This is a genomic window from Brachybacterium sp. 107 (assembly GCF_052379725.1).
Taxonomy (GTDB): Bacteria; Actinomycetota; Actinomycetes; order Actinomycetales; family Dermabacteraceae; genus Brachybacterium.
On sequence record NZ_JBQSYW010000025.1, the window covers coordinates 26021 to 45029 of the forward strand.

The following is a 19009-nucleotide window of genomic DNA, read 5'->3' on the forward strand; positions in this document are numbered from 1 at the left end:
TCGCGGGCGCCAGGACGCCGTCGGACCTCTCTCGGCCCTTCAGACCCGAACCGGTCATCGCTTCATCGACTCGACGCACGGAACCCCGCCGCCGTCCTCGACCATGGGGATCGAGGATGGCGGCGGGGTTCCGGTCGCAGGCGACAGAGCCAGGCCCTGTCGTCGCCTCTCAGGCTCCGCTGGTGGAGCGCTTCTTGTTCCAGACGTCGAAGGCCACGGCCACCAGCAGCACCACGCCGCGGACGACCGACTGGGTGGACTGGTCGATGCCCATGATCTGCATGCCGTTGGACATGACCGCCATGATGAGACCACCGATGATCGCGCCGTGGACCTTGCCCACGCCGCCGGTGACCGCCGCGCCACCGATGAAGGCGGCCGCGATGGCGTCGAGCTCGAACATGTTGCCGGCGCCCGGCTGGGCGCTGTTCGAGCGCGCGGAGTAGACGATGCCGGCGACCGCGGAGAGCAGGCCCATGTTCACGAACAGGAGCATGTTCACGCGGCGGGTCTTCACGCCGGAGAGCTGCGCGGCCTGGAGGTTGCCGCCCATGGCGTAGATGTGTCGACCGAAGATCGTGTTCTGGCTGATGAAGCCGTAGATGAGCACGAGGGCGGCCAGCAGGATCAGCACCACCGGCAGGCCGCGAGAGTGCGCGAGCTGCCAGGCGAAGGCCATGACGACCACGGCGATCGCGGCGGTCTTCAGCCAGAACAGCGGCTGGGCCTCGACCTGCTGCTTGTACTTCAGCTTCGCCAGGCGCCCGCGGTACTGCTGGACCGCGAAGACCACGATCAGCGCAGCGGCGAGGAACAGCGTGAAGGCGTCGTAGCCGTTGCCGCCGAAGATCCCGTTGAGGAACCCGCCAGAGATGTACTGGTACTCCTTGGGGAACGGCGAGAGCGAGACGTTGCCCAGGACCTGCATGGCCATGCCGCGGAAGATGAGCATGCCGGCCAGGGTGACGATGAACGCCGGGATGCCCACATAGGCCACCCAGAAGCCCTGCCACAGGCCCACCAGCACACCGGTGCCCAGCGCCGCGAGCACGCCGAGCCACCAGGGCATGCCGTGGCCGATCACCACGACGGCTGCGACGCCGCCGGTCAGGGCGACCACTGAGCCGACGGACAGGTCGATGTGCCCGGCCACGATGATCAGCACCATGCCGATCGCGAGGATGAGGATGTAGGAGTACTGCAGCACCAGGTTCGTCAGGTTGCCCGGGCTGAGCAGGGCACCGCCCGTGAGGATCGTGAACAGCACGATGATGAACACGAACGCGATGTAGATGCCGCTCTGACGCATGTTCCGCGTCAGGAGCTCTTTGATGTCAGAAGTTCCCGCCATGAGGCGCGCTCACTCCCTTTCCCTGGTCATGAGCTCCATGAGGTGCTCCTGCGTGGCGTCCTGAGCGGCGACCTCGCCGGTGATGCGCCCCGTGGACAATGTGTAGATGCGATCGGAGAGCCCCATGACTTCGGGCAGCTCCGAGGAGATGACGATGATCGCCTTGCCGGACTCGGCGAGCTCATTGATGATCGAGTAGATCTCGAACTTCGCGCCGACGTCGACGCCGCGGGTGGGCTCGTCGAGGATCAGCAGCTCGGGCTCGGTGTACAGCCACTTGCTGAGCACGACCTTCTGCTGGTTGCCGCCGGAGAGCTTGCCGACGGGCGCCATGACGGTCGGGGTCTTGATGTTCAACGAGGAGCGGTAGCGCTCGGCGACCGCGATCTCCTCGTTGCCGTTGATCCACCCGCCGGTGGTGATCTTCTTCAGGCCGGCCGCGGTGACGTTCGTGCGGATGTCCTGGATCAGGTTCAGCCCGTACTGCTTGCGGTCCTCGGAGACGTAGGCGATCCCGGCGTCGATGGCGTCGGAGACCGAGTGCAGCCGCACCGGCCTGCCGTGCATGTAGGCGGTGCCGGAGATGTCGCGCCCGTAGGAGCGCCCGAAGACGCTCATGGCGAGCTCGGTGCGGCCTGCACCCATGAGCCCGGCGATGCCGACGACCTCGCCGGCGCGCACGGTCAGCGACGCGCCGTCGACGACCACGCGCCCCTGCTGGGTGGGGTGGCCGACGTGCCAGTCCTCGACCCGGAAGATCTCCTCGCCGATCTCGGCGTGGCGCTCCGGGTAGAGGTTGCCGATGTCGCGACCCACCATGCCCTTGATGATGCGCGGGATGAGGGTGCGCTTCTGCTCGGCGGGGACGCCCATGTCGATGGTCTCGATGGTGGAGCCGTCGCGGATGATCGTCGTGGCGTCGGCGACGGCGGCGATCTCCCCGAGCTTGTGGCTGATGATGATGCTGGTGACGCCCTCGTCGCGCAGACCGCGGATGAGGTTCAGCAGATGCTCGGAGTCGTCGTCGTTCAGCGCCGCGGTGGGCTCGTCGAGGATCAGCAGGCTCACGTTCTTGGTGAGCGCCTTGGCGATCTCCACCAGCTGCTGCTTGCCCACGCCGAGCTGCCCGACGGGGGTCACGGGCTTCTCGCGCAGTCCGACGCGCTCGAGCAGCTCGGCGGCCCGGGCGTTGGTCTCGTGCCAGCTGATCACGCCGCCCTTGGTCTGCTCGTTCCCCAGGAAGATGTTCTCGGCGATCGACAGGTGGGGCACCAGGGCGAGCTCCTGGTGGATGATCACGATGCCCTCGGCCTCGGAGTCGTTGATGGTGGCGAAGCTGACGGGGCGGCCGCGGTAATGGATCTCGCCCTCGTAGCTGCCGGCCGGCTCGACGCCGGAGAGCACCTTCATGAGCGTGGACTTGCCGGCGCCGTTCTCGCCGCAGATCGCGTGGATCTCCCCCTCGTCGACGGTCAGGGACACGTCCTTGAGGGCGACGACGCCGGGGAATCTCTTGGTGATGGACCGCATCTCGAGGATGTGTTCGGTCAAGGGGCCCTCCTTCGGGCAGGAGGGTCCCGGCGCCGCGACGTCGCGCGCGCCGGGACCCCACCGGTTTTCTGCTGCAGAGGCCGGCTCAGAGCTGGCCGGTCTCGACCTGCTTCTCGGTGTAGTACCCGGAATCGACCATGATCTGCTGGTAGTTGCTCTCCAGGACCATCTGGACCTCGAGCAGGTACGACGGCACGACCTTCACGCCGTTGTCGTACGTCTCGGTGTCGTTCGCCTCGGGGTTGTCGCCCTTGAGGATGGACTCCGCGGCCACGATCGCCTGCTCGGCGAGGTTGCGGGTGTCCTTGAAGATGGTCGAGGACTGCACCCCGTCGGCGATCAGCTTGATCGAGGCGATCTCGGCGTCCTGCCCGGTCACGATGGGCAGTCCCTCCTTGATCGTCGGCCCGAGGCCCGCGTTCTGCAGGGCGTTGATGATGCCGCGCGACAGCGGATCGGCCGGGGCCAGCACGCCGGCCAGCTCCTCGCCGCCGTTGTAGTGCGTGGTGAGCAGGTTCTCCATGCGCTTCTGGGCGGTCTCCTGCTCCCAGCGCTGGGTGGCGGCCTGCTCGATGTCGGTCTGCTTGGACAGCACCACGAGGGTGCCGTCGTCGAAGTACGGCTGGAGGGTGTCGATCGCGCCCTTCCAGAACAGGTGGGCGTTGTTGTCGTCCAGCGATCCGGCGAAGAGCTCGACGTTCAGCGGGCCCTTCGGGGCGTCGTCGGCGGCCTCGAACTTCTCGTCCAGCAGGCCCAGGCCGAACATCAGCGCGTTGGCCTGGTTCACGCCCACCTTGTAGTTGTCGAAGGTGACGTAGAAGTCGACGTTCTCGCTGTCGGTGAGCAGGCGGTCGTACGCGATGACCGGGATGTTCGCCGCGGCGGCCGCATCGAGCTGCGAGGAGAGCGAGGCGCCGTCGATCGAGGCGATCAGCAGCACGCTGACGCCCGAGTTGACCATCTGATCGATCTGCTGCTGCTGCGTCGGGATGTCATCCTCGGCGTACTGCATGTCGACCTTGAAGCCCTTGTCCTCCAGGCCCTTCTTGATGTTGTTGCCGTCCGCGACCCACCGCTCGTAGGTCTGGGTGGGCATCGCGACGCCGACGGTCTGCTCACTGGGTGCGGCGTCCGTGTCGGGGCCGCCGGATCCTGCGCCTTCGCCGCCACAGGCGGCCAGTCCGAGCGCGGCCGCCGTGGCCGTCGCGCCCAGCATGAAGATTCTCCGGTTGTACATGGGTATTTCCTCCTCGAAATCGTCGACTGCTACCTGCAGCAGGGGACGTCCCGCGTGGCTCTGAGCGCGTACGGCGCCGGGCTGCTCCGCCCGTCACCGCGTCGACATCGCATCGGCGGTCACTGCTGGACCCTGGGCGGGTCCGTGTCCTTGGTTCGCATGCCATCGATGGCACCGAACGCCCCGAATGGTAACGTTCACATTGAAGCAGATGTCAAGAAGAGTCGACCCCACGCGGGTCACGAATCAGCAACGACTTACCACTGGTAAGTTCCGTGCAATGCGGTGACCTGCTGTAAAGCGTTTTCACGCGTTGGCGCAGGTCATGCACGACACGGGGCATCCACGCCGGGCCGGGCACGGAATCCTCGGACCGGGCACCCTGGCCGACCTCCACCGCCACCCGCCCGGACCGCCGCCCGCTCGGACCGCCGCACCGCCCCCAGGAAGGACCCCATGGACACCACCGCCCGCCGTCCCTCCATGGCCGACGTCGCCGCCCGTGCCGGCGTCTCCTACCAGACCGTCTCCCGCGTCCTCAACGAGCCGGAGATCGTGCGCCCCGACACCCGCACCCGCGTACGCCAGGCGATCACCGAGCTCGGCTACACCCGGAACCGGGCCGCCCGCGCCCTGAAGACCACCCGGTCCTCGCTGATCGGCATGCTCACCGACGGCTCCGCACTGTTCGGGCCGGCGGAGACCACCACAGCGATCGAATCCGCCGCCCGCGAGGCCGGCTACTCGGTGCTCCTGACCACCGTCGGCGCGCACGACGACTGCGACCGCGAGATCGGCGCCGAGCTCCTGGGCTCCGGGGCCGACGGCGTCCTCGTGGTCGCGGCCCACGAGGGCATGGTGCCCGCCGTCGCCGCGGTCGCCCGCTCCACCCCGGTGGTCGCGGTCTCCGCGCAAGCCCCTCGAGCGCCCGGGGTGGAGGTCGTCGGCGTGGACCAGCAGCTCGGAGCGCTGCAGGTCATCGAGCACCTGGTGCGCACCGGCGCCCGCTCGGTGGTCCACGCGGCCGGGCCGCAGGACTGGTTCGACGCCCGCGCCCGCCTCGAGGGCTTCGAGCACGCCGTCGAGCTGCACGGCCTCGACGCAGCCGTCGTCGGCCCCGGCGACTGGACCCCTCGAGCCGGCTACGACCTCGCCAACGACCTGGTCCGGGAGGGCCTGCCCGACGCGATCTTCGCCGCGAACGACATGATGGCGATCGGTGTGCTCCACGCCCTGCATGAGCACCGGCTGCGCATCCCCGAGGACGTCGCCGTGGTGGGCTTCGACAACACGCTCGGCGCCGAGTTCCAGATCCCCTCCCTGACCACCGTCTCGCAGCCCTTCGCGGACCTCGGCCGCCTTGCCCTGCGGCGCCTGCTGTGCCTGCTCGAGGGGCACGAGCTCCCGCCCGGGACCCCCAGCACGCTGCCGCCCCGCCTGGTCGTGCGCCGATCCACCCGTCCCGAACGCACCCACTGACCGCCCGCCACCCGGTCCCGCCGGCCCCGCCGCCCGGAGGGGCGCGGGGATGCAGGGGTGCAGGGGTGCAGGGGCACTGGTCCACTGGGGCGCTGGGTCGCAGGCACGCTGGGGCGCTGGGGCGCTGGGGCGCTGGGGCGCTGGGGCGCTGGGGCGCTGGGGCGCTGGGGCGCTGGGGCGCTGGGGCGCTGGGGCGCTGGGGCGCTGGGGACGACACTCCCAGTGAGGCCCACCCACTCCACCGAAACGTCCCGCTGACGGGACGTTTCGAGGGACTCGACGAGACCGACGTCGTCACGGGTGTGCTGGGGCAGGTGGGGTCACGAGCTCGACGGGCACGACGGGGCAGGCGAAGTCACGAGCTCGACAGGCACGACGGGGCAGGTGGGGTCACGAGCTCGACGGACTCGACAGGGCCGGCCGACGCGTCGACGCCCAGATCTCGAGATCAAAATGTGAACGTTGACATTGGTGGGTGCCACCTGGTGGGATGACCCCATGACGCACGCCGCCGTGTCCTCGCCGGACCTTCCCCGACCCGATGCCGCCGCCCTCCTCGAGGCCGGCAGCGCCCATCTCGGCCTCGAGCTGGGCTCGACCCGCATCAAGGCCGCGCTGGTCGACGACGCAGGTCAGGTGCTCGGCACCGGCTCCCACGCCTGGGAGAACGAGTTCGCCGACGACAGCTGGACGTACTCGCTGGACGACGCCTGGACGGGCATCCAGTCCTGCTACGCCGACCTCGTGCGGGATGTGCGCGAGCGCCACGGCGTGGAGCTCACCGAGCTCGCGAGCATCGGCATCTCCGCGATGATGCACGGCTACCTCGCACTGGACCGCGACGGCGAGCTGCTGGTCCCCTTCCGCACCTGGCGCAACACCTACACGGCTGACGCCGCATCGCTGCTCAGCAGCACCTTCGGGCTCAACATCCCGCTGCGCTGGAGCGTCTCGCACCTGCTGCACGCGGTCCTCGGCGGCGAGGAGCACGTGCAGCGTCTGGGCCGGCTCACCACCCTGGCCGGGTACGTCCACGAGAAGCTCACCGGTCGCTCGGTGCTCGGCGTGGGCGACGCCAGCGGCGTGTTCCCGATCGCCGCCTCGGGTGATGCCTACGATCCCGAGCTGCTCGAGCGCTTCGCGGGCCTCGACGCGGTCGCCGATCTTGCGTGGTCGCTCGCGGAGATCCTGCCCGAGGTGCTCGTGGCCGGGCAGGACGCCGGCACGCTGACCTCCGAGGGCGCCGCCCTGCTGGATCCCACCGGTGCGCTGCGCGATGGCGCCGTGGCCGCTCCTCCGGAGGGCGACGCCGGCACCGGCATGGTCGCCACCCAGGCCGTGGATCCGCGCACCGGCAACGTCTCCGCCGGCACCAGCGCCTTCGCGATGGTGGTCCTGGAGAAGCCGCTGTCCGGTCCTCGCGAGGAGATCGACCTGGTCACCACCCCGTCGGGCGATCCGGTGGCGATGATCCACACCAACAACTGCGCGGGCGATCTCGACGCCTGGCTGGGCCTCTTCGGTCGCTTCGCCGAGCTGCTGGGCCACCCCGTCGGCCCGGAGGAGCTCTACGCGACCCTGTTCGCCGCCGGCGCCGAGGGCGAGGCCGACGCCGGCGGCGTGCTGAGCTACAACTACATCTCCGGCGAGCACCAGACGGGCGTCCCCTCCGGCCGACCTCTGCTGGTGCGCGAGCAGGAGGCCCGCTTCACGCTCGAGAACTTCATGCGCTCCCAGCTCTACGGTGCCTTCGGGGCGCTCGCGGTGGGCATGGAGGCGCTGCTGAAGGACGAAGGCGTGCAGCTGGACGTCATGTTCGCCCACGGCGGGATCTTCCGCACGAAGGGCATCGCCCAGCAGATCCTGGCCGACGCCCTCGCCACCCCGGTCGCCGTGGGCGAATCCGCCGGGGAGGGCGGCGCCTGGGGCATGGCGCTGCTGGCCGCGTACACCGCGTGGACCCGCCGCGCCTCGGGTGCCCGCCGCAGCTCGGGCGCCGCCTCGCTCAGCAGCTTCCTGGCCGAGCAGATCTTCGCCTCCCAAGAGCTCTCCACCCTGCAGCCCGACGAGGCCGGGATGGCGGGGCACGCCTCCTGGCTCGCCGGCTACCGCACCGGTCTCGAGGTCGAGCGGAAGGCCGGCGAGGTGCTCGCCTGATGCTCTGACCTTCTGGCCTTCTGGCCTTCTGGCCTTCTGGCCTTCTGGCCTTCGGGTCCTCTGGCCCCCTCCTGATGGCGCCCGTCGCCCCTACTCGATCTCGCCCGCTGACGTTGACCACCCTCCGCCCCGATCCAGGAGCTGCCCCATGACCCTCGTCCTCACCGACCTCCCCCAGGCCACCCAGGAGGCCGTCGCGGCGACCCGCGAGCGCGTCGCCGCCCTGCACGCCGAGCTGCCCCGCAACGGACTCGTCGTCTGGACCGCCGGCAACGTCTCCGAGCGCGTGCCCGCCACCGACCCCGAGGTCCCCGGCCTGCTGGTCATCAAGCCCTCCGGGGTCTCCTACGACGAGCTCACCGCGGACACCATGGTGGTGTGCACCCTGGACGGCGCGAAGATCGTCGACGGGACCCCCGATTCCCTCACGCCCTCCTCGGACACTGCGGCCCACGCCTACGTGTACGAGCACATGGACGAGGTGGGCGGCGTGGTCCACACCCACTCGACGTACGCGACCGCCTGGGCCGCTCGCGGCCAGGAGATCCCCTGCGTGCTGACGATGATGGGCGACGAGTTCGGCGGCCCGGTCCCCGTCGGCCCCTTCGCGATCATCGGCGACGACTCGATCGGCCGCGGCATCGTGGAGACCCTCACCGGGCATCGCAGCCCGGCCGTGCTCATGCAGAACCACGGCCCGTTCACGATCGGCACGGACGCCCGCGCCGCCGTGAAGGCCGCGGTGATGGTCGAGGAGGTCGCGCGCACCGTGCACATCTCCCGCCAGCTCGGCGAGCCGCTGCCCATCGCGCAGGGGCACATCGATTCGCTCTACGACCGCTACCAGAACGTCTACGGCCAGCACTGACGCCGGCCCCACCCGACCCGCCGATCCGTCGGCCCACCACCCCAAGCCACCCCTGAAGGACGAGGACACCCCATGCAGAACCCCTTCGAAGCCCGCGAGATCTGGTTCCTGACCGGCAGCCAGGGCCTGTACGGCCCCGAGACGCTGGACCAGGTCGCCGAGCAGTCCCGCGTGATCGCCGAGACCCTCGACGCAGGTTCCTCGATCCCCGTGAAGATCGTCTGGAAGCCGGTCCTCACCGACCGTGACGCGATCCGTGAGACGGCCCTGGCTGCGAACGCCGACCCGGCCTGCGTGGGCGTCATCGCGTGGATGCACACCTTCTCGCCGGCGAAGATGTGGATCCAGGGCCTCGACGTCCTGCGCACCCCGCTGCTGCACCTGCACACGCAGGCCAACGTCGAGCTGCCCTGGTCCACGATCGACATGGACTTCATGAACCTCAACCAGGCAGCGCACGGCGATCGCGAGTTCGGCTACATCGCGACCCGCCTCGGCGTGAACCGCAAGACGGTCGTGGGCCATGCGAGCGACGCCGGCGTGCAGGAGAAGGTGGGCCGCTGGGCCCGCGCCGCCACCGGCTGGGCCGAGATGCACTCCCTGAAGCTGGCCCGCTTCGGTGACAACATGCGGGGTGTCGCGGTCACCGAGGGCGACAAGACCGAGGCCGAGCTGCGCCTGGGCGTCTCGGTGAACACGTGGGGCGTGAACGACCTGGTCGAGGTGGTCGACGCCGTCGCCGACAGCGCGATCGATGAGCTGGTCGACGAGTACGAGCAGCAGTACGACGTGGTGCCCGAGCTGAGGAAGGGCGGCGAGCGCCATGAGGCGCTGCGCTACGGCGCCCGCCAGGAACTGGGCCTGCGCACCTTCCTGGAGGAGGGCGGCTTCGGCGCCTTCACCACCAACTTCGAGGACCTCGGCGGGCTGCGCCAGCTCCCGGGCCTCGCGGTGCAGCGCCTCATGGCCGACGGCTACGGCTTCGGCGCCGAGGGCGACTGGAAGACCGCGATCCTGGTGCGGGTCGCCGCGGTGATGGGCCACGGCCTGCCCGGCGGCGCCTCCCTCATGGAGGACTACACCTACGAGCTCACGCCCGGCAGCGAGAAGATCCTCGGCGCCCACATGCTCGAGGTCTCCCCCTCGCTGACCACCTCCAAGCCCACCCTCGAGATCCACCCGCTGGGGATCGGCGACCGGGAGGACCCGGTGCGTCTGACGTTCACGGCCGACGCCGGCCCCGCCGTCGTGGTCGCCCTGTCGGACATGCGCGAGCGGTTCCGCCTGGTCGCCAACGTGGTCGAGGTGGTCGAGCCCGAGCACGACCTGCCGAAGCTGCCGGTGGCCTGCGCCGTCTGGGAGCCCGCCCCGAACTTCGCGACCTCCGCCGAGTGCTGGCTGACCGCCGGCGCCGCCCACCACACGGTGATGAGCACCGCCGTGGGCCTCGAGGTATGGGAGGACCTCGCCCAGATCGGCGATATCGAGCTCGCCGTGATCGACGAGGACACCACCGTGCGCTCCTTCGCCCAGGAGCTGCGCACCAACCAGGTCTTCTACCGCCTCGGCCAGGGCTTCTGAGGCGAGGCGAGCTCGCCGCGACCCGCTCCCGCTCCCCTGGGGTGCCGCAGCCCGCTCCTGCTCGTCCGGGGTGCCGCAGCCCGCTCCTGCTCGTCCGGGATGCCGCAGCCCGCTCAGCGGGGCAAAGATGGGGGAATAGGGCGCGGATTCCCCCAACTTTGCCCCGCTCGCGGGTCGTGACCACGGTGCAGGGATGCGGACCGCGCGCCATCTCGACAACAACGACCACGACCTGAGGGCACGGCCACGGCCACGGCCATCGACCACGACCTATGACCCACGACCACGACCACGACCACGACCTATTACCCACGACGAGGTGGACCGCATGACCTCCCACCGCACGACATCCGCCGGCAGCGCCCCTGGCAGCTCCCCTGGCAGCGCCTCCGGCGGCACGCCCGGCCCGGAGCTCTCGCGGCCAGGCCTCAGCTGGTCCGGCACCGTCGACTACGGGCCGGGGCCGTTGCACGTCCCGACGTCCGTGGAGCAGCTGCGCACTCTCGTGACTCGCAACCGCCGGATCCGGGCGCTCGGCACGCGGCACTCGTTCTCCGAGGTCGCGGCGAGCGACGCGGACCTGGTCACCCTCGCGATGATGCCGTCGGACCTCGAGTTCGACACCGCCGCGCGCACCGTGCGGGTCGCAGCCGGGGTGCGCTACGGCGAGCTCGCGGTCGCGGCCGCGGCGCAGGGCCTGGCGCTGGCGAACACGGGCTCGCTGCCCCACATCTCCGTGGGCGGGGCGAGCGCGACCGGCACCCACGGTTCGGGGGACCACAACCGCTCGCTCGCCTCCGCCGTGCGCGCGGTCGAGCTGGTCACGGCCGGCGGGGACCTGGTGACGCTCACCCGCGAGGGGGATCCCGAGATCTTCGACGGGGTCGTGCTCTCCCTGGGCATGCTCGGCGTGGTCACCCGTCTGACGCTCGACCTCGTGCCCGCCTTCGCGATGCGGCAGCGCGTGTACCGGGACCTCCCGGCGAGCGAGGTCTCCGGTCCTGGCCTGTCGGAGGTGCTCGCCGGGGCGTACAGCGTGAGCCTGTTCCACCACTGGGACGGGACGATGGCGCAGATCTGGGCGAAGCAGGCGGTTGCCGTCGGCTCGACGGACGGGCCCAGCGGCGGCTCCCCGTCCGGCATCGGCGCCTCTGCCCACACAGGAGCCTCCGGCCTGCCCACCGACGCGGGCTCGCCCTTCCCCGAGACCTGGCACGGTGCGCGCGTCGCGTCCGGCGCGGTGCATCCGCTGCCGGGGATGCCCGGCGACTTCTGCACCGATCAGTCCGGCGAGCCGGGGCCCTCGCACGAGCGTCTGCCGCACTTCCGCCTGGAGTTCACACCGAGCAGCGGCGAGGAGATCCAGTCGGAGTACTTCGTCCCGCGCGAGCAGATCGCCGAGGCGCTGGCGGCGGTGATGCCGCTCGGCGAGCGGATCCGTCCGCTGCTGCACGCCTCCGAGGTGCGCACCGTCGCGGCCGACGACCTCTGGCTCTCCCCCGCCCACCAGCGCGACAGCGCCTGTGTGCACTTCACCTGGAAGCAGCTGCCCCACGAGGTCGAGGCGCTGCTGCCGGAGATCGAGGAGCGGCTGGCCCCCTTCACCCCGCGCCCCCACTGGGGGAAGGTCTACACCCTCGCCCCGGAGACGGTGCGCGAGCAGTACCCCCGCCTCGCGGACTTCCAGGCGCTGCGCGACCGCCTGGACCCGCGCCGGGTCTTCCGCAACGACTACGTCGACCGCCTGCTCGGAGAGTGACCCGATGACGACCCCCAGCCCGACCCCCGCACCTGCGTCCGAACCCGCGCCAGCAGCGGCACCCGCAGCGGTACCCGCACTCGCACCCGCACCCGCCGACCCCTCCCGCCCGCCGATGGGCTGGAACAGCTGGGACTGCTACGGCACCACCGTCACCGAGGAGGAGGTGCTGGCCAACGCCAGCTTCCTCGCCGAGCACCTCGCCCCGTACGGCTGGGACACGGTGGTGATCGACATCGACTGGTCGGACCCGTCGGCCCGTTCCCACGGCTACAACGCGGACGCCCCGCTGGTCATGGACGAGCAGGGACGGCTGCTGCCGGACCCCGGACGCTTCCCGAGCTCCGCGGACGGGGCCGGCTTCGGGCCGCTCGCCGCGCAGCTCCACGGCCTGGGCCTGCGCCTGGGCATCCACGTGATGCGCGGGGTCCCCCGCCGCGCCGTGGCCGCGAACACCCCGATCGTGGGCAGCACGCTGCGCGCCTCGGACATCGCAGATCCCACCAACTCCTGCGAGTGGAACCCGGACATGGTGGGCATCGACCACACCGTGCCGGGCGCGCACGCCTACTACGACTCGGTGCTCGCGCTCTATGCCTCCTGGGGCGTGGACTTCCTCAAGGTCGACGACATGCTGTGGCCCTACCAGGCCGCCGAGATCGAGGCGTTCTCCGCCGCGATCGAGGGCTGCGGCCGGCCGATGCAGCTGAGCCTGTCACCGGGCCGCGACCTGTCGCTGACCCGCTTGCCGCATCTGCGCGAGCACGCGACCATGTGGCGGATCTGCGATGACCTCTGGGATCGCTGGGAGGACGTCGAGGCGAACTTCGCGCGCTTCGCCCGCTGGGCCCCGTACTCGGGCCCGGACGGCTGGGCCGACGGAGACATGCTCCCGCTGGGGCGCATCGGGATCCGCGCCGAACGGGGCGAGCCGCGCCATGATCGGCTCACCCCCGAGGAGCGCCGCAGCCTGCTGACGCTGTGGGTGATCGCCCGCTCCCCGCTGATGATCGGCGGCGACCTGCCGAGCTCCGACCCGGAGACCGTCGCCCTGTTCCAGAACGACGCGGTGCTCGAGGTGCTCCGCGCCTCCTCCGGCAATCGCGAGGTGTTCCGCGAGGGTCCGCTGGTCCTGTGGGCGGCCGACGGAGAGGCGGGCTCCCGCTACGTCGCCGCCTTCAACCTCGGCGCGGACGAGCTTCCCGTCGCGCTCGACAGCCAGGACGTGGACCTGCCCTCGCACCTCGAGGGCCAGGTCACCGAGCTGTGGAGCGGCAGCGAGGTGCCCACCCGTCCGGTCACCGAGCAGTCGGACGCCGCCCGGGGCGTCGCCCCCGGCTCCACGGCGCTCGACGTGGTGATCGCCCCGCATGGAGCACTGCTGCTGAGGTACGCCCCGGCACGCTGAGGCGACGAGGCTCCGGGCTCTCGCTCACACCTCCAGCCCGCTCACATCTCCTGGTAGCGGGACCGCAGCGCGCAGTAGACGCCGAAGAGGATCAGGCCCACCCCGATGAGCAGCAGCATTGCCACTCCCGCCGGCAGCCCCGCCATGGTTTTCAGCGCCCCGTCGAGCCCGGTCGCCTTCTCCGGGTCTGCGGAGATCGCGGCCCACCCCAGCAGTGCTCCGACCGCCGCCAGCGCGAGCCCCTTCGCGACATAGCCGACGATCCCGGTGATCCGCAGCGCGGCTCCGACGCTCCGGGCTCCGCTGCGCTCCAGCTGCCGGAGGAAGCGACGGGTGACCCCGAGGACCACGAAGCCGATCCCGATACCGATTACGACCGCGCCGGCGAGGAGCACCAGCGCCCGCCCCGGCCCCGAGCCCAGCAGGCCTGCCGTGGCGGACTGCGTCTGCGCCTCCGAGGACGACCCGCCGCCTGCGGCGAACCGCAGGACCATCACCGACAGGGCCGCGTAGACCACCGCAGGCCCCAGCCAACGCAGCGCGTCGACCACCGTGGCCCTCAACCCCTGGGCGCTGCGCGCGGCGAACCAGGTGCGCAGCAGGAGCCACAGCGCCAGGATGCCCATGACCAGCCCGCCGGCCCACAGCAGGATCTGCCCGCCGGGCGCCTGCGCGATCATCGCCATCGCCCCGCTCTGATCCGCACTGCCCCCGGAGTCCCCGAGCGCGAGCCGCACGGCGATCCATCCGATGAGCACGTGCACCAGCCCGCCCATGAGGAAACCGCCCCGGGCGACGGCCTGGAACGCCGGCTGCTCCTCGACGGTCTCCGCAGCGTCCTCGACGGTTTCCGCCGCGTCGCCGACGGACTCCGCGGCGTCACCGACCGCCCCGGTTGCCGCTGATTCCTCGGAAGCTGCTGCGTGTTCGTCACCGCGCTCGGCGCTCTCGTGCGATCCCATGGCTGAACTGTAGGAGCCCGCGCGTCGGCGCTCGAACAGGCTCGGAGCGGATGTCGTCAGATGGGCCCCGGCGAGACCCGTGCGAGCGCCGTCCCGACGTCGGTGGCGGATGTCCTCACCGGGCCCCGTTCCCCGTGTGCGCCCGCCCTCGAGCGCCGCCCAACATTCCATTCGGATAACGGCACTCGGGGTGGGAGCAACGTTTGCACGTCGTTTCGCAACGTTGCACCGAGCCACTACCTGGAAGTACGTCCGGCGAGCTCTCGCTGCCACCGCCGGAAAGCGCGTGCCGACAACTCATGGCAACTTCCCGACAGAACGTGCAGAACAGCGGACATTCGTGTCTCACCAGTGCGCGACCCAGGTCACATCGAGCGGATGCTCCGGTCCACCTCGTTCGTCGTGCTGGCGCAGGGACGCCGCCGGCCGATGAGGTCCGATGCGCATCCGCCGAACTGCCCAGAGCCCGTCACTCCCCCTCCCCGAAGGGACCGCAAAGATGCTGTCACGACGTTCCATGATCTCCGCCGCCGGTGCCACGGGCATCGGTCTCACCGCCGCCGCCTGCGGATCCACCGAGGACACCAGCACGGACGGCCCGGTGAACATCGACGCCGAGGCCACCGACCTGTCCGGCGACGTCACCCTGCTCACCCCGGACTTCACGGGGGATGCGGCCGCCGAGCTCAAGGACATGATCAAGGCCTTCACGGACGAGAACTCCGGAGTGAAGGTCAAGGTCGATCAGGTCGCCTGGGACAAGCTCAACGAGAAGCTCTCGACCTCGATCGCGGGCGGCCTGGTGGCCGATGTGATCATGTCCGGCGTGGGCTGGACCCCGCCGTTCGCGCACAAGGAGATCTTCGCGGAGCTGCCCTCCGACTACGTCGACGGGCTCGGTCTCGACGAGGCGCTGCTCGGCTCGTGCCGCTACGAGGACAAGTACTACTCGCTGCCGATCGGCATGGACCTCCGCTTCGTGGTCTACAACAAGGAGATGTTCGCGGCGAAGGGCATCACCGAGGCGCCCACGACGATGGATGAGCTCGCCGAGGTCGCGAACGAGCTGACCGGCGACGGCGTGGTCGGCTTCGACCTGCTCACCAAGAACATCCGTCAGGCTTGGATCCATCTGCTCTACGCCTTCGGGGGCACTCTCTTCAGCGAGGACGGGCTCACGCCCACGCTCCAGGAGGAGCCCGGCGCGAAGGCCACCCAGTGGATCCTCGACCTGATGGACAAGGGGGCGGTCGACTACGACCTGCAGGCAGCCGAGGGGCAGCCCACCCCGTTCATGCAGGGGGCCGCGGCGATGCAGCTGGTCAGCACGGCGGACTGGATCACCTGGGCTGACATGACCCCCGAGCTCGCGAAGAAGGACGCCGTGGGGATGTTCCTCCTCCCCGGCGCGGACGGCAACGACCCGGTGATGTTCCAGGGCGGCACGATGATCTCCGTCGGCCAGCGCTCGAAGAACCAGGACGCCGCGGCCGCACTGGTCAAGCACCTCATGACCCCGGAGATGCTCGCCGCCGGCAACGCCGCCACCGGCAAGGTGCCGCCGACCCCGGACATCCCCGACACCCCGGAGATCACCGAGAACTACCTGACCACGTTCGCCCTCGAGCACCTGGACAAGGCCGGCGCGGCCGAAGGCGGCTCCGCGGCGTGGATGGAGATCCGCGGCAACCTCCAGCCTCTCATCGAGGCGTGCCTGACCGGGCAGTCGGACGTCCAGAAGATGCTGGACGATATGAAGGCCCTGTGCGACGACGCGATCTCCCGGCTCTGAGCCGATGACAGCGACCGCCACCCGGGCCACCCCACGAGCAGCGTCGGCTCCTCGCCGCCGACGCGGTGGCCCGCGCGCCGCAGAATCGCGCTGGGGACTGATCCTCGCCGCGCCCGCCGCACTGCACACCCTGATCTGGATCGGTATCCCGATCATCGTCGCGTTCATCCTCAGCATGACGGCGTACGACGTGGTCACCCGACCCGAGTTCAACGGATTCGCGAACTACGCGACCATCTTCCAGGACGTGATCTTCTGGAAGGCCGTCCTCAACAACGTCATCATCGCCGGCGTCGGGATCCCGATCTCGATGTTCCTGGCGCTCGTGTTCGCGACGATGCTGAACCGGGCGATCCCCGGCCGTGGCATCTTCCGCGTCATGGTGTTCCTGCCGCACATCACCGCGACCGTCGCCGTGGCGATGATCTGGCTGTGGATCTACTCGCCGTCCACGAGCGGCCTGATGAACACCGCCCTCGGCGTGGTCGGTATCGGGCCGCTCCCCTACCTGACCAGCCCGAAGCTCGCGCTGGCCTCCGTCATCCTGGTGACGATCTGGCAGGGCATCGGCCTGAAGATGCTCATCTACCTGGCCGCCCTCCAGGGAGTCGATGAGCAGCTGTACGAGGCCTCGTCGATCGACGGGGCGAATTTCATCCAGAAGTTCCGCCACATCACCATCCCGATGCTCCGGCCGGCGACCTTCTTCATCCTTGTCACGTCGCTCATCGCCAACTTCCAGACCTTCGACCTGATCTACATCCTCACCGAAGGCGGGCCCGCGAACGCCACCAACGTGGTCACCTACCGGATCTACCAGACCGCGTTCCAGGAGTTCCGGTTCGGCCTGGCCAGCGCCCAATCGGTGATCCTGCTGCTGATGCTGATCGTGCTGACCTTCTTCTCCCGTCGCATCGTCGGAGGCACTGATGGTGACTGAATCCTCGACCCTCGCCCCCGACGCCCCGGGAGCCCCCACGGACCGGACCGGGAAGGACGCCGGATCACCCCGTCGGACGCGTCAGCACAGCCTGAAGCGGCAGAAGCTGGTCGGCAACACCGCGATGATGGTGTTCCTCGTGGTCGCCTCGCTGATCATGGCCGCCCCGTTCCTGTGGATGGCACTGTCGGCGATGCGCGATCCCACCGAGATGGCCGAGGTGCCGATGCCGCTGATCCCCCAGAACTGGCGGCTGGAGAACTTCTCCGAGACCCTCGAGCGGGCGCCCTTCGGCATCTACGCGCGCAACAGCCTGATCCTGGCCAGCGCCTCTGCGATCCTCAACGTCGTGTTCGCGTCGGCATGCGGGTATTCGCTCGCGAAGCTGCGCTTCCGGGGATCCAAGGTCGTGTTCGGCTGGATCGTCGCCTGCATCATGATCCCATTCTACGCGACCGTGATCCCGGTGTTCCTCATGGTGCGGCACATGCCGCTGTTCGGCGGGAACTCGATCCTCGGCCAGGGCGGCATCGGCTGGATCGACTCCTGGTGGGCGCTGATCGTGCCCGGGGCGGTCTCCCCGTTCATGGTGTTCCTGTTCCGGCAGTTCTACGTGGGCACGCCCACCGAGCTGATCGAGGCGGCGCGGCTGGACGGGGTGAGCGAGTTCGGGATCTACTCGCGGATCATCACCCCGCTGGTGAAGCCCGGGCTGCTGACCGTGGCACTGCTCAGCTTCGAGGCGGGCTGGAACAACTTCCTGTGGCCGCTGCTGGTGACGACCTCGGAGAACCTCCGGGTGATCCAGGTCGGGATCTCGTCGTTCCGTCAGGAGGCGACCACGGATTGGCACCTGCTCATGGCAGGCACCACGATGGCCGCGGTCCCGATGATCGTCCTGTTCCTGATCTTCCAGCGCTACTTCGTGCAGGGCTTCGCGGCCTCGGGGATCAAGTGACCCCGCGCGCTCCTGCCGCCCCCGCGGGTCCGTCGGTGCTGCCGACGGACCCGCGGGGCCCTGGCGTCCTCGAGCTCACGGCGCCGCAGGACGTCGACGACCTCTCCCGTTTCGAGCGCGGCATCGGCCGACGCGATCCGCTGGAGGCACGCGGGCTGGTCCGCTTCCTCACCAAGCCGGCCGCGTTCCTCGGGGCGAACTGGGCGGCGCTGCTGGGGATCCTCACGGTGATCGGCATCGTCCCGGCGCTGGCCGGGGCCACCCGCACCACCTCCGACCTCGAGCAGTACGAGGACGCGGCCTTCACGACCACGCTCGGCCACGTGCGCCGCACGCTGCGCAGGGACGCTCCGATGTCGATCCTGCTGCTGCTCGTGCTCGGCGGGATCGGGGCGAACGCCCTGGTGTTGCCCAGAATGGCCCCGTCGACCCGCGTCTTCGCGGTCGGGCTGATGCTGCCCGTGGTCTGGGTGATGGTCGCGCTGTTGAGCGCCTATGTGGTCGCCGCGGCGCGGGACCAGCTCGCGGACCGTCCGACGGTCGTGCTGCGGGCGCTCGCACTGGTGGCACGTCGGCCGCTGTCCGCGCTGCTGGCCCCCGCGCTCGTCGTGGCGCTCTCGCCCGTGTGGCTGCTCGCGCCCCTCACGATCGCCTGCGGGTTCAGCGTGCCGCCGTGGGTGGTGGGCCGAGTGTGGGGAGACTCGTCAGCGGGCAGCTCGGTCTGACTCCATCCGACTGCGCGCCTCCCGGCCCCGTGCGCTGACCTCCCCCGCCCAGCGCGGCGGGCTGTGCAGCGAGTTGCGCAGTGGTGCACAGCGAACTTGCGCAGCGGGTTGCGCAGTGGTGCACAGCGGACTTGCGCAGTGGTGCACAGCGGACTTGCGCAGAGCGGGTTGCGCAGCATCCACTGGCGCCTCACGTGCAGGTTGCGCCCTATACGCGCAGCCTGCTCACCACGCGCCAGTG

14 protein-coding genes are annotated in these 19009 nt (G+C 70.0%); 10 read left to right on the forward strand and 4 right to left on the reverse strand.

The genetic code is table 11. The features are described 5' to 3' along the window. Positions 1-169: 169 nt before the first annotated feature. From mmsB to chvE, 3 genes are all read right to left on the reverse strand, one after another. The gene (mmsB, locus tag ACT3UL_RS17690; RefSeq protein ID WP_443352036.1) at positions 170-1351 is read right to left on the reverse strand and encodes a multiple monosaccharide ABC transporter permease; all 1182 of its coding nucleotides are present in this window, start codon (positions 1349-1351) and stop codon (positions 170-172) included. A gap of 9 nt (positions 1352-1360) precedes the next feature. Then, complete coding sequence (gene mmsA / locus ACT3UL_RS17695; protein WP_444579665.1) at positions 1361-2902, reverse strand: multiple monosaccharide ABC transporter ATP-binding protein; 1542 nt, start codon at positions 2900-2902, stop codon at positions 1361-1363. A gap of 85 nt (positions 2903-2987) precedes the next feature. Next, complete coding sequence (gene chvE / locus ACT3UL_RS17700; RefSeq protein WP_444579666.1) at positions 2988-4139, reverse strand: multiple monosaccharide ABC transporter substrate-binding protein; 1152 nt, start codon at positions 4137-4139, stop codon at positions 2988-2990. A 456-nt stretch (positions 4140-4595) separates the two neighbouring features. Here chvE and ACT3UL_RS17705 point away from each other — a divergent pair, with 456 nt between their 5' ends. The 6 genes from ACT3UL_RS17705 to ACT3UL_RS17730 all read left to right on the forward strand — a co-directional run bounded on the left by ACT3UL_RS17705 (position 4596) and on the right by ACT3UL_RS17730 (position 13391). Further along, a complete protein-coding gene (locus tag ACT3UL_RS17705; protein ID WP_444579667.1) occupies positions 4596-5618 on the forward strand; it encodes a LacI family DNA-binding transcriptional regulator in 1023 nt (340 codons plus the stop codon). Positions 5619-6116: 498 nt separating this feature from the next. Then, the gene (locus tag ACT3UL_RS17710) at positions 6117-7775 is read left to right on the forward strand and encodes a xylulokinase (RefSeq protein ID WP_444579668.1); all 1659 of its coding nucleotides are present in this window, start codon (positions 6117-6119) and stop codon (positions 7773-7775) included. A 148-nt stretch (positions 7776-7923) separates the two neighbouring features. Continuing rightward, positions 7924-8643 carry an L-ribulose-5-phosphate 4-epimerase gene (locus tag ACT3UL_RS17715; protein WP_444579669.1) on the forward strand — a complete coding sequence of 240 codons (720 nt, stop codon included), beginning with the start codon at positions 7924-7926 and terminating at the stop codon, positions 8641-8643. 72 nt (positions 8644-8715) lie between these two features. Then, positions 8716-10224, forward strand: coding sequence for an L-arabinose isomerase (gene araA, locus ACT3UL_RS17720; protein ID WP_444579670.1), 1509 nt, complete (start codon positions 8716-8718; stop codon positions 10222-10224). 328 nt (positions 10225-10552) lie between these two features. Beyond that, entirely contained in the window at positions 10553-11983 is a 1431-nt protein-coding gene (locus tag ACT3UL_RS17725; RefSeq protein ID WP_444579671.1) for a D-arabinono-1,4-lactone oxidase, read from the forward strand. 115 nt (positions 11984-12098) lie between these two features. After that, positions 12099-13391: an alpha-galactosidase gene (locus ACT3UL_RS17730; RefSeq protein WP_444579674.1), complete on the forward strand. Its 1293-nt coding sequence runs from the start codon at positions 12099-12101 to the stop codon at positions 13389-13391. 41 nt (positions 13392-13432) lie between these two features. On the opposite strand, the gene ACT3UL_RS17735 is transcribed toward ACT3UL_RS17730, so the two are convergent. After that, positions 13433-14353 (reverse strand): DUF1206 domain-containing protein, encoded by a 921-nt coding sequence (locus tag ACT3UL_RS17735; protein ID WP_444579672.1) that lies wholly within the window; start codon positions 14351-14353, stop codon positions 13433-13435. A gap of 499 nt (positions 14354-14852) precedes the next feature. On the opposite strand from ACT3UL_RS17735, the gene ACT3UL_RS17740 reads away from it, so the two are divergent. From ACT3UL_RS17740 to ACT3UL_RS17755, 4 genes are read left to right on the forward strand one after another with little or no spacing between them, the layout of a single operon-like run. Further along, positions 14853-16145: an extracellular solute-binding protein gene (locus ACT3UL_RS17740; RefSeq protein WP_343924748.1), complete on the forward strand. Its 1293-nt coding sequence runs from the start codon at positions 14853-14855 to the stop codon at positions 16143-16145. 4 nt (positions 16146-16149) lie between these two features. Continuing rightward, positions 16150-17085 carry a carbohydrate ABC transporter permease gene (locus tag ACT3UL_RS17745; RefSeq protein WP_343924750.1) on the forward strand — a complete coding sequence of 312 codons (936 nt, stop codon included), beginning with the start codon at positions 16150-16152 and terminating at the stop codon, positions 17083-17085. After that, positions 17075-18043, forward strand: a complete 969-nt coding sequence (locus tag ACT3UL_RS17750) for a carbohydrate ABC transporter permease (protein WP_343924752.1) — start codon at positions 17075-17077, stop codon at positions 18041-18043. The genes ACT3UL_RS17745 and ACT3UL_RS17750 overlap by 11 nt, the downstream gene beginning before the upstream one ends. After that, positions 18040-18768: a hypothetical protein gene (locus ACT3UL_RS17755; protein WP_444579673.1), complete on the forward strand. Its 729-nt coding sequence runs from the start codon at positions 18040-18042 to the stop codon at positions 18766-18768. The genes ACT3UL_RS17750 and ACT3UL_RS17755 overlap by 4 nt, the downstream gene beginning before the upstream one ends. The last annotated feature ends 241 nt before the right edge of the window (positions 18769-19009 follow it).

Excerpts from the sequence above, each read along its gene's own strand:
- ACT3UL_RS17710 (WP_444579668.1), top strand. The coding sequence starts at position 6,117 with ATGACGCACGCCGCCGTGTCCTCGCCGGACCTTCCCCGACCCGATGCC.
- ACT3UL_RS17705 (WP_444579667.1), top strand. The coding sequence starts at position 4,596 with ATGGACACCACCGCCCGCCGTCCCTCCATGGCCGACGTCGCCGCCCGT.
- ACT3UL_RS17740 (WP_343924748.1), top strand. The coding sequence starts at position 14,853 with ATGCTGTCACGACGTTCCATGATCTCCGCCGCCGGTGCCACGGGCATC.
- ACT3UL_RS17730 (WP_444579674.1), top strand. The coding sequence starts at position 12,099 with ATGGGCTGGAACAGCTGGGACTGCTACGGCACCACCGTCACCGAGGAG.
- ACT3UL_RS17745 (WP_343924750.1), top strand. The coding sequence starts at position 16,150 with ATGACAGCGACCGCCACCCGGGCCACCCCACGAGCAGCGTCGGCTCCT.
- chvE (WP_444579666.1), bottom strand. The coding sequence starts at position 4,139 with ATGTACAACCGGAGAATCTTCATGCTGGGCGCGACGGCCACGGCGGCC.
- ACT3UL_RS17725 (WP_444579671.1), top strand. The coding sequence starts at position 10,553 with ATGACCTCCCACCGCACGACATCCGCCGGCAGCGCCCCTGGCAGCTCC.
- araA (WP_444579670.1), top strand. The coding sequence starts at position 8,716 with ATGCAGAACCCCTTCGAAGCCCGCGAGATCTGGTTCCTGACCGGCAGC.
- ACT3UL_RS17735 (WP_444579672.1), bottom strand. The coding sequence starts at position 14,353 with ATGGGATCGCACGAGAGCGCCGAGCGCGGTGACGAACACGCAGCAGCT.
- ACT3UL_RS17715 (WP_444579669.1), top strand. The coding sequence starts at position 7,924 with ATGACCCTCGTCCTCACCGACCTCCCCCAGGCCACCCAGGAGGCCGTC.
- mmsB (WP_443352036.1), bottom strand. The coding sequence starts at position 1,351 with ATGGCGGGAACTTCTGACATCAAAGAGCTCCTGACGCGGAACATGCGT.
- ACT3UL_RS17750 (WP_343924752.1), top strand. The coding sequence starts at position 17,075 with ATGGTGACTGAATCCTCGACCCTCGCCCCCGACGCCCCGGGAGCCCCC.